The sequence below is a fragment of the Streptomyces aurantiacus JA 4570 genome (assembly GCF_000414115.1).
In the GTDB taxonomy this organism is placed as follows: Bacteria; Actinomycetota; Actinomycetes; order Streptomycetales; family Streptomycetaceae; genus Streptomyces; species Streptomyces aurantiacus_A.
Map to the genome: position 1 here is coordinate 1 of NZ_AOPZ01000352.1, position 2,330 is coordinate 2,330.

Consider the following 2,330-nt stretch of genomic DNA (forward strand, 5'->3'; position numbering starts at 1 on the left):
CCCCCGCCCCCGCCCCCGCCCCGCCGCAGACAAGGAGCACCACCCGCCATGACCGGTTCCCCGCCAAGCACCGTGGCACGGGAGGCAGACTGGGACACCGCTCCTGGTCTGCTGGACGGCGCCAAGGAACTCACCCTCGGGCCCAAGGAGTGCAACCTCGCCTACTGGATCACCCAGGTCGCCCAGGGCACCCTGCGCGAGCGCGGGGTCAGCGGCCACCACGAGAACGCGGCCGTGCCGGACTTCCTCAGGGCGCCGGGCCCGCTGCGCGAGGCCCTCGTCCTGGAGTTCGGCCTGCGCGGCCTGTCCGAGGAGGTCGCCACCCGCATCCTGGCCCCCTACGTGGCCATCGCCCCGGGCATCGAGGAGCTGGAGTTCTACGCCACCCAGCTCATCGACGAGGCCCGCCACGCCCGGGTGTTCCGCAACCACCTGGTGGAGCTGGGCATGCCGGAGGCGACCCTGCTGCGTGACATCCAGGACATGGCCGCCGACTACCAGCGCGAAGTGCTGCAGCCGGTCATCGACTTCACCCTCGACATCGTCCAGACCCAGCGCGACTTCCCCGGCGGCGTCGCGGTCTTCGCCATCGTCATCGAGGGCGTCCTGGCCCCGGCCGCCGAGCTCAGCGAACGCAAGTGGACCCCGCTGTCCCCGGCCACCGGCGAGATCTCCCGCGGCACCGCCATCGACGAGATCCGCCACCTCACCGTCGCCAGCACCATCCTGCGCGACCACCTGCGCGCCCACCCCGAGTACCGGCCCCGGCTGATGGAGATCCTGGCCGCCGGGGTGCGGCTGTGGGACGAGATCGACGACCGCAAGTTCGTCATCCACCGCGAGGAACTCTTCCAGCAGGGCATGGCCGAACACGCCGACAAAATCGGCGACTACGAGATCTGGCCCGGCACCCGCCTGCTGGACACCACCCCCGAACAGCGCTACGACATGGCCGAACGCTGGACCGATGAGATGGCTGAGTCCCGGATGGCCTACATGGGCCTGCCCCTCGAAGCCCTCACCAGCCCCGCGGAAAAGGCGCGGGCATGAAGTCCGCCGTCATCGTGGGCATCGGCTCCTACCTGCCGCCCACAGTGGTCACCAACGCCGACCTGAGCGCGCGCCTGGACACCAGCGACGAGTGGATCCGCACCCGCACCGGCATGTCGGTGCGCCACGTCGTCGAGCCCGGCGATGCCACCTCCGACCTCGCCGTCGAAGCCGGCCGGCGCGCCCTGGCATCGGCCGGGGGCGGCGGCGTGGACGCGCTGATCCTGGCCACCACCACCCCCGACCGGCAAGTGCCGCCCACCGCACCGGAGATCGCCACCCGGCTCGGCCTGGGCACCGGCGCCGCCTTCGACCTGTCCGCGGCCTGCGCCGGATTCCTCTACGGCCTCAGCTGCGCGGCCGGGCTGATCGCCGCCGGCGCCGCGCGGCGGGTCCTGCTGATCGGCGCGGACGCCTTCACCACCATGGTCGACCCCGACGACCGCGCCACCGTGGTCCTGTTCGGCGACGCGGCCGGCGCGGTGGTGCTGCGCGCCGGCCGCGCGGACGAGCCGGGGGCCATCGGCATGCCCGTCCTGGGCAGCGACGGCTCCCTGGCCGACCTCATCCAGGTCCCCGCCGGCGGCTCCCGCTCACGCTCCACCGCCCCGCCCAGCAAGCAGCCCGACCCCGGCGACGTGTACTTCCGGATGAACGGCCGCGAGACCTTCCGGCACGCCGTATGCCGGATGAGCGAAGCCTCCCGCCAGGCCGTCGAGCAGGCCGGCTGGGACCTCGCCGACGTCGACCGGCTCTGCGCCCACCAGGCCAACCTGCGCATCCTGGCCGCCGTCGCCGACGAACTCGGCTTCGCGCCCGAACGGCAGCTGTCCAACATCGCCGAGGTCGCCAACACCGCCGTGGCCTCCCTGCCCACCCTGCTCGCCCACAGTGCGGCCGACGGCTCCCTCAGGGCCGGCCACCGGGTCCTGCTCACCGCCTTCGGCGGCGGGCTGTCCTGGGGCGCGGCCACCCTCACCTGGCCCGACCTCCCCCGCACCGCGCCGACGCCCTGAAAGGAAACCCCGTCATGTTCGACACCCTCAAAGAGATCCTGGTCGCCATGCTCAAGGTCTCCCCCGAGAAGATCACCGAGGACGCCACCTGCGAAGAGGCCGAGCTGGACTCCCTGGCGGTGGTCGAGCTGTCCATGCTCCTGGAGAAGGACTACGGCATCAAGATCAGCGACGACGAGCTGATCGAGGCCGAGACCATCGGCGAGATGGCCCGGATGATGACCCAGCGCCGCGCGGCCGCCGCCTGACCCCCCGCCACACCCG

Annotated in this window: 3 protein-coding genes; all 3 read left to right on the forward strand. The window is 72.4% G+C overall.

Going from position 1 to position 2,330, the window contains the following annotated elements; genetic code table 11:
- Positions 1 to 48: 48 nt before the first annotated feature.
- Genes STRAU_RS29305 through STRAU_RS29315 form a run of 3 tightly spaced genes read left to right on the forward strand, consistent with a single transcriptional unit; the run spans position 49 to position 2,314 of the window.
- A complete protein-coding gene (locus tag STRAU_RS29305; RefSeq protein ID WP_037662717.1) occupies positions 49 to 1,050 on the forward strand; it encodes a ferritin family protein in 1,002 nt (333 codons plus the stop codon).
- Positions 1,047 to 2,066, forward strand: coding sequence for a beta-ketoacyl-ACP synthase III (locus tag STRAU_RS29310; protein WP_016644041.1), 1,020 nt, complete (start codon positions 1,047 to 1,049; stop codon positions 2,064 to 2,066). Before STRAU_RS29305 ends, STRAU_RS29310 begins: the two co-directional genes overlap by 4 nt.
- 14 nt (positions 2,067 to 2,080) lie before the next feature.
- On the forward strand, positions 2,081 to 2,314 hold the full coding sequence (locus STRAU_RS29315; RefSeq protein WP_016644042.1) for an acyl carrier protein: 234 nt from the start codon (positions 2,081 to 2,083) through the stop codon (positions 2,312 to 2,314).
- The last annotated feature ends 16 nt before the right edge of the window (positions 2,315 to 2,330 follow it).